Genomic DNA, 8,211 nt, shown 5'->3' with positions numbered 1-8,211 from the left:
TCGGCGGGTGCGGTGGAGTTGTTGACGGAGGCGCGGGAGTGGCCGGCGACGGTGGGTCCGCGGCGGGCCGCGGTGTCGTCGTTCGGGATCAGCGGCACGAACGCGCATGTGATCATCGAGCAGGCGCCGGACGAGGAGCCTGCGCAGGGCGAACGATCCGAAGAGTTCCCGCTGCATGCGTGGGTGCTCTCGGCCGCCGGTGAGGATGCGTTGAAGGCGCAGGCCGCGCGTCTGCTGGAGCGGGTGGCCGGGTCTGAGATACGTCCGGTGGATGTCGGCTTCTCGCTGGCGACCTCGCGTGCGGTGCTGGATCAGCGTGCTGTGGTGGTCGGTCGTGACCGGGATGAACTGCTGTCCGCGTTGGCTGTGTTGGCGGAGGGCCGTGAAGGTCCCGGTGTGGTGCGGGGGACTTCGCGTTCTGCTGGTCCTCTGGCCGTCCTCTTCACGGGGCAAGGTGCGCAGCGGGTCGGGATGGGCCGTGAACTCCACGCTTCCTCCTCGGTGTTCGCCGAGACGTTCGACGCGGTGGTGGCGGAGCTGGACGGCCATCTGCCCACGTCTCTGCGGGATGTGGTGTGGGGCGAGGACGCGTCGGTTTTGGAGCGGACGGAGTTCACGCAGCCGGCGTTGTTCGCTTTCGAGACGGCGTTGTTCCGTCTGGTGGAGTCGTGGGGTGTGCGCCCGGACTTCGTTGCGGGGCATTCGGTGGGTGAGCTGACGGCCGCACACGTCTCGGGTGTGCTGTCGCTGGCTGATGCCTCGAGGCTGGTAGCTGCGCGTGCGCGGTTGATGCAGGCGCTCCCGGAGGGTGGCGCGATGGTTGCCATCCGGGCGTCGGAGGACGAGGTTCTTCCGTATCTGACGTCGGGTGCGGTGAGTGTCGCGGCGGTGAACGGTCCAGAGGCGGTGGTGATCTCCGGTGCGGAGCACGATGTGCTGGAGGTTGCGGCCCGGTTCGAGGCGGAGGGGCGTAAGACGACTCGTCTGCGGGTCTCGCACGCGTTCCATTCGCCGCTGATGGAGCCGATGCTGGCCGAGTTCCGCACGGTCGCGGAAAGCATGGAGTTCGGCGAGGCCCGTATCCCAGTCGTCTCCAACGTCACCGGCCGGCTCGCGACATCGGACGATCTGCGCACGCCCGAGTACTGGGTACGCCATGTCCGCGAGGCCGTCCGCTTCGGCGACGGCGTCCGCGCGCTGTCCGATGCCGGGGCCTCGGTGTTCCTGGAGGTCGGCCCCGACGCGGTCCTTACCGCCATGGCACAGAATTCCGTAGACGACGCGGTGTTCGTACCCGGTCTGCGTCGCCACCAGAGCGAGCCCGAAGCCCTGGTCACCGCGCTCGCGCGGCTGCACACCGTCGGCCACTCACCCGACTGGGCGGCGTTCTACGCGCCCACCGACGCCCGCCGCGTCGACCTGCCCACCTACGCCTTCCAGCGTCAGCACTACTGGTCGCTCCCCGCAGTCGCCGACAGTGATCCGGAATCGCTGGGGCTGGTGCCGGCCGACCATCCTGTCCTGGGTGCGGCTGTCGGCCTGCCCGACGGGGGAGTGGTCTTCACCGGCCGCCTTTCCGTCACCACCCAGCCCTGGATTGCCGACCACAACATCCTGGGCAGCGTGCTGGTGCCTGGGACGGGCCTGGTGGAGCTGGCGCTGCGTGCGGGCGACGAGGTCGGGTGCGGCCTGCTGGAGGAACTGACGCTTCAGTCACCGCTGGTGCTGCCGAAGTCCGACGGACTGCAGGTCCAGGTCGCGGTGGGTGCTGCCGCGGACGACGGCGCGCGAGTGGTGCGTGTGCACTCCCGCGCGGAGGACGACCGGGACGCTCCGTGGACGCAGCACGCGGAAGGGATCCTGTTGCCGCAGGCTCCCCCACCCGATTTCGACCTCACCGTGTGGCCGCCGCAGGACGCCGAGCCCGTGTCCGTCGACGGCGCGTACGAGCGGCTGGCGGATCAGGGGTACGGGTACGGCCCGGTGTTCCAGGGGCTGAAGACGGTGTGGCAGCGGGGCGAGGAGATCTTCGCCGAGGTGACGCTTCCCGAGGAGGCCCGCGCGGACGCCGGTCGATTCGGGTTCCACCCCGCCCTTCTCGACGCATCCCTCCACGCCGTGCTGCTGACCGGTTCGAGCGGGAGCAACGGTGAGGAAGGCGCCGAGGACAACGGCCGGACGATGCTTCCCTTCTCCTGGAGCGGTGTCGCCCTGCACGCTGTGGGAGCCGCCGACCTGCGGGTGCGGCTGGTGCAGCAGGGCAGCGTGTCCCTCATCGAAGTGGCGGACGGCGAAGGCGGCCCTGTGCTGTCGGTCCAGGCCCTGACGGCCAGGGCTGTCGACCCGGACCAGCTGCGTGGGACGGACGCGGGCGGAGTCGATCCGTTGCACCACCTGAACTGGACGGCGGAATTCGCGGTGCCGGCGGCTGCCCCGTCCCTGACGTCCTGGGCCGACGTGGTCGACCAGGCCGTCCCCACGGATGCGGACGTCCCTGAGATCCTGGTGTTCACCTGCCCGGCGACCCCTGCGGGTGAGGGACCGGGGGACCACACGCGAGCTCTTCCGGCTGCGGCGCACGAGGTCACGGCCACCGTGCTGGAGGTGCTGCAGCAGTGGCTGACCGATGAGCGGCTCGCCGACGCGCGGCTGGTGATCGCCACGCGAGGCGCGCTCTCCGTGGAGGGCGAGCAGGTGACGGACGTGGCCGCCTCCGCGGTCTGGGGGCTGGTCCGCGCTGCCCAGGCGGAGAACCCCGGCCGGATCGTCCTGGCCGATCTGGAGGGGCCGGCGGACGGCTCCGGTGACTCCGCAACGGCCGACGAGCTGCCGGGTGCGGTGCAGTTCGCCATCGCTTCGGGAGAGTCCGAAGTCGCTCTGCGGGGCGGCCGGATCCGTGTGCCCCGACTGGTCCGTACGGTCTCCGAGGCTGTGAGCTCCGGTGACGCCGAGGATGCCGCCGACGGCACGGCCCCGTTCGGGGACGGCACGGTGCTCGTCACCGGCGGTACCGGTGGCCTCGGAGCGGTGGTGGCACGCCACCTCGTGGCCGTACATCAGGTGCGGCACCTGGCGCTCGTGAGCCGCCGGGGCGCTGACGCCCCAGGTGCGACGGAAGTGGCCGCGGAGCTCGAAGCCGCAGGTGCCCGGGTGACCGTCGCGGCCTGCGATGTCTCCGACAGGGAGGCTCTGGCCGCCCTGCTCAAGGAGTTCGACGCCGAGCAGCCGCTGACCGGAGTGGTGCACGCGGCCGGTGTCCTGGACGACGGCGTCCTCACCGGCCTCACACCGGAACGCCTCTCCAGGGTGTTCGCGCCCAAGGTCGACGCGGCCTGGCACCTGCACGAGCTGACCGCGGGCCTGGACCTGTCGGCGTTCGTCATGTTCTCGTCCGTGGCCGGCGCTCTCGGCAATGCCGGGCAGGCCAACTACGCGGCGGCCAACGCCTTCCTGGACGGACTGGCCGCCCATCGACGGGCCCAGGGCATGCCCGCACAGTCCCTCGCCTGGGGGCTGTGGGAACAGGACAGCGGGATGACCGGACATCTTGCCGCAGAGGACACGTCGCGCCTGGGGGTCGCCGCGCTTCCTGTCGAGGCCGGGCTCGCCCTGCTCGACGCGGCGGTGGCCTCAGGTACTCCGCAGTTGGTGGCGGCCCGCCTCGACCTGCCGGCGCTACGGCGCCGACGGGACACGCTGTCCCCCGTGTTCCACGGCCTGGTGGGCACCCCGCCCCGGCGTGCCGAGGCCGCATCGGGGGTGCGGCAGGAGGGTTCCGGCGACGAACTGCGCCGTCGGCTCGCCGGGGCGGACGCCGACGAACGGCGTCAGGAACTGCTCGCTCTCGTGCGGTCGCAGGTGGCGAAGGTCCTGGGCCACGAACGGCCCGAAGCCGTCGACGTCAACCGGGGGTTCATGGACGCCGGAATCGACTCCCTGATGGCACTGGAACTTCGCAACGGAATCGGAGCGCTGCTCGGTCGCCGTCTTCCGGCAACCTTCGTCTTCGACTATCCGTCGGTCTCCGCCGTGGTCGGCTACATGCTCGACGAACTCTTCCGAGGAGAAGCGGAGAACGGTACCGATCTGCTGGAGGCCGAAATCCGTAAACTGGAATCGATGATGGCCGGGGTCACCGCCGACGAGGACGGGCGCACCCGGATCGCCGATCTCCTGCGCGGTATCGCCGCCGGCTGGTCGGGCAACTCCGCGGACGGTATCGCGCCGGAGGAGGACGCTGTCGACCTCGACTCCGTGACCGCCGACGAACTCTTCGGAATTCTCGATTCCGAACTCGACGCCCGGAACTGAGGCATTCCTCCGGCCGTGCTTCTTTCGGGATAACCCGCGGTCCGGCGCACCCCTTGCTCCGGGCCGCCCCTCAACCCCTTCGGTGCCTCCCCCCGTACCGAAGGCGGCTGCGCACCACCGTGTACCGAGCCGCCCAGCAGCTCAGGCGGCACACGTCCTCCGGCCCCTCGGTCCCCCCACCGAGCCCCGGACCGGACGTGACGGTGCACGGTGGTGCGCCATTCCATGTCCCGCCTCGGCCGGATTGGGAGCCGTGCCCTAGGGGCGGCTAGGGGTTGGCCGCCCCTCGGCGCACTCAGTACCGTCGCTATCGGTGAATCGGCTCTTATGGCCGGATGCTTTCCCTGGCGATGCTCGCTGCATTTCCTGGCATTCGGAATTCCTGGGCCAACGTGAACTCTTTCGGCCGTGGACGAATTCAGTGGGGTGACTGGTGAGCAGCGAGGAGAAACTTCTCGACTATCTCAAGCGAACGACTGCTGAGCTACGGGACGTCCGAAAGCGCCTCACGGACAAGGAACAGCACGACACCGAGCCGATCGCCATCGTGGGGATGGCCTGCCGCTATCCGGGCGGTGTGGAATCCCCCGAGGACCTGTGGCGATTGACGGCGGAAGGCCGCGACGCGGTATCCGCGTTCCCGCAGGACCGCGGCTGGGACACCGATCATCTGTACGACCCCGAGCAGGGCAAGCCGGGGAAGACCTACACGAAGGACGGCGGATTCCTGCACGGGGCCGCCGGCTTCGACCCGGCCTTCTTCGGGATCAGCCCCCGGGAAGCCCACGACATGGACCCGCAGCAGCGCTTGCTGCTGGAGGTGTCGTGGGAGGCCATCGAGCGGGCGGGCATCGTTCCGTCGACGCTGGCCGGTTCGCGGACGGGAGTCTTCGCGGGCGTGATGTACCACGACTACACGGACGTCGGCGCGACAGGCTCCATCGTGTCCGGGCGGGTGGCGTACACGCTGGGTCTTGAGGGGCCGGCGGTGACGATGGACACGGCGTGTTCGTCGTCGTTGGTGGCGTTGCATTCGGCGGTGCAGTCCCTGCGGGCAGGGGACAGTTCGCTGGCGCTGGTGGGTGGTGTGACGGTGATGGCGACTCCGGAGACGTTCGTGGAGTTCAGTCGTCAGCGTGGGCTGGCGGCGGACGGTCGGTGCAAGTCGTTCGCTGCGGCGGCCGACGGCACGGGCTGGGGCGAGGGTGTCGGCGTCCTTGTGGTGGAGCGTCTCTCGGACGCGCGGCGCAGCGGTCACCCGGTGCTCGCGGTCGTACGCGGCTCAGCAGTCAACCAGGACGGCGCCAGCAGTGCGCTCACGGCCCCGAACGGACCGTCGCAACGCCGCGTCATCCAGGAAGCACTGCGCAACGCCCGACTGACCACCAGAGATGTGGATCTGGTGGAGGCGCATGGTACGGGTACGACGTTGGGTGATCCGATCGAGGCGCAGGCGTTGTTGGCGACGTATGGGCAGGATCGGCCTGTGGGTCGGCCGTTGTGGCTGGGTTCGGTGAAGTCGAACATGGGTCATACGCAGGCTGCTGCGGGTGTGGCGGGGATCATCAAGGTGGTTCATGCGATGCGGCATGGTGTGTTGCCGAAGACGTTGCATGTGGATCGTCCGTCGGATCAGGTGGACTGGTCGGCGGGTGCGGTGGAGTTGCTGACGGAGGCGCGGGAGTGGCCGGCGACGGAGGGCCCGCGTCGGGCCGCGGTGTCGTCGTTCGGGATCAGCGGGACGAACGCGCACGTGGTGCTGGAGCAGGTGGTGGAGGAGTCTGCCGCTGCTGTTGAGCCGGTGGTGGATGGTCCGGTGGTGCCGTGGGTGGTGTCGGGCCGGAGCCCGGAGGCGCTGCGTGATCAGGCTGCGCGTCTGCTGGAGCGGGTGGTGGATGCGCCTGAGTTGCGTCCGGTGGATGTCGGTTTCTCGTTGGTGACGTCGCGTGCGGGGTTCGAGCATCGGGCCGCTGCGGTGGGTGCGACGCGGGAGCAGCTGGTCGAGGGGCTGCGGACGCTCGCTGCGGGTGGCTCGGGCGGTGTTGCCGTGGGTGCTGTGCGTACGGGCAAGTCGGCTTTCCTGTTCACGGGGCAGGGTGCGCAGCGGGTGGGGATGGGGCGTGAGCTGCATGCTGCGTTCCCGGTGTTTGCTGAGGCGTTCGATGCGGTGGTGGCTGAGCTGGATGGTCATCTGTCCGCGCCGTTGCGTGAGGTGGTGTGGGGCGAGGACGCGGATGTGCTCGCTCAAACGGAGTTCACTCAGCCGGCGTTGTTCGCGTTTGAGACGGCGTTGTTCCGTCTGCTGGAGTCGTGGGGTGTGCGTCCGGACTTCGTTGCGGGGCATTCGGTGGGTGAGCTGACGGCCGCGCATGTCGCGGGTGTGCTGTCGCTGGCGGACGCGGCGCGGTTGGTGGCGGCCAGGGCCCGGTTGATGCAGGCGCTGCCGGAGGGTGGCGCGATGGTCGCCGTCCGGGCGTCGGAGGACGAGGTCCTTCCGTATCTGACGTCGGATGCGGTGAGTGTTGCGGCGGTGAACGGTCGCGATGCGGTGGTGATCTCCGGCGACGAGAACGATGTGCTGGAGGTTGCGGCTCGTTTTGAGGCTGAGGGTCGTAAGGCGAGTCGTCTGCGGGTCTCGCACGCGTTCCATTCGCCGCTGATGGAGCCGATGCTCGCCGAGTTCCGTGCCGTCGCGGAAGGCGTGACGTTCGGCGAGGCGCGTATTCCGGTGGTCTCGAACGTCACCGGTGAGCTGGCGACATCGGATGATCTGCGTACGGCCGAGTACTGGGTGCGGCATGTCCGTGAGGCGGTGCGTTTCGGGGACGGGGTTCGTGCGCTCTCCGCTGCCGGGGTCTCGGTGTTCCTGGAGGTGGGTCCCGACGCGGTCCTCACCGCCATGGCCCAGAACGCCCTCGTCCACTCCGCGGATGACGACCCCACCTTCGTGCCCGGCCTGCGTCGACAGCAGAGTGAGCCCGAGGCGCTGGTCACGGCGCTGGCACGCCTGCACACCGTGGGCCACGCAGTCGACTGGGAGGCGTTCTACGCGCTTGCCGGAGCCTGCCGCGTCGACCTTCCTACCTACGCCTTCCAGCACCAGCACTACTGGTCGCTGCCGGCGGACGCCGGGGGTGACCCCGAATCGCTGGGCCTGGAGGCGGCCGACCACCCCGTTCTGGGTGCGGCCGTGGGCCTGCCCGACGGGGGAGTGGTCTTCACCGGCCGTCTCTCCCTCACCTCCCAGTCCTGGCTGGCTGATCACAGTGTGCTGGGAAGCGTGCTGGTGCCAGGGACCGGCCTGGTCGAGCTGGCTCTTCGTGCGGGTGAGGAGGTGGGGTGCGGCCTCCTGGAGGAACTGACGCTTCAGGCGCCCTTGATCCTGCCCGAGACCGAAGCTCTGCAGGTCCAGGTGGTGGTGGGGTCTCCGAGCGACGACGGTGCACGAGCGGTGAGCGTGCACTCGCGACCGTTGGGGGACAGGGACGCCCCGTGGACGCTGCATGCCGAAGGTGCCCTCCTGCCGCAGGCGCCCGCACCGGACTTCGATCTGGTGGCGTGGCCGCCGGCCGACGCGGTGTCGGTTCCGGTTGCGGGCGCGTACGAGCGGCTGGCGGAGCAGGGGTACGGCTATGGCCCGGTGTTCCAGGGGCTGAAGGCCGTATGGACGCGAGGCGAGGAGATCTTCGCTGAGGTCGCGCTCCCCGATGATGCCCGTGACGACGCCGGCCGCTTCGGTCTGCACCCGGCTCTGCTCGACGCCGCCCTGCACTCCGTCCTCCTCACCGGCGAAGGCGAGACCGTACTGCCGTTCTCGTGGACGGGTGTGTCGCTGTTCGCGGCGGGTGCGTCGGTGGTGCGGGTGCGGATTGTGCGGGGTGGTAAGGGTCAGTTGGCGTT

Annotated in this window: 2 protein-coding genes; both read left to right on the top strand. The window is 69.7% G+C overall.

All coding sequences use genetic code 11. The features are described 5' to 3' along the window. Positions 1 to 12 precede the first annotated feature (12 nt). Positions 13 to 4,311, top strand: a complete 4,299-nt coding sequence (locus ACFY8O_RS34310; protein ID WP_387909318.1) for an SDR family NAD(P)-dependent oxidoreductase — start codon at positions 13 to 15, stop codon at positions 4,309 to 4,311. Between the two features lie 433 nt (positions 4,312 to 4,744). Then, positions 4,745 to 8,211: type I polyketide synthase (locus ACFY8O_RS34305; protein ID WP_387909316.1), on the top strand; the 3,467-nt coding region annotated here is incomplete at its 3' end.

The organism is Streptomyces argenteolus (genome assembly GCF_042902585.1).
Taxonomy (GTDB): Bacteria; Actinomycetota; Actinomycetes; order Streptomycetales; family Streptomycetaceae; genus Streptomyces; species Streptomyces argenteolus.
Note: the sequence above shows the minus strand (reverse complement) of the source record. Positions and strands in the feature narration are given on the sequence as shown.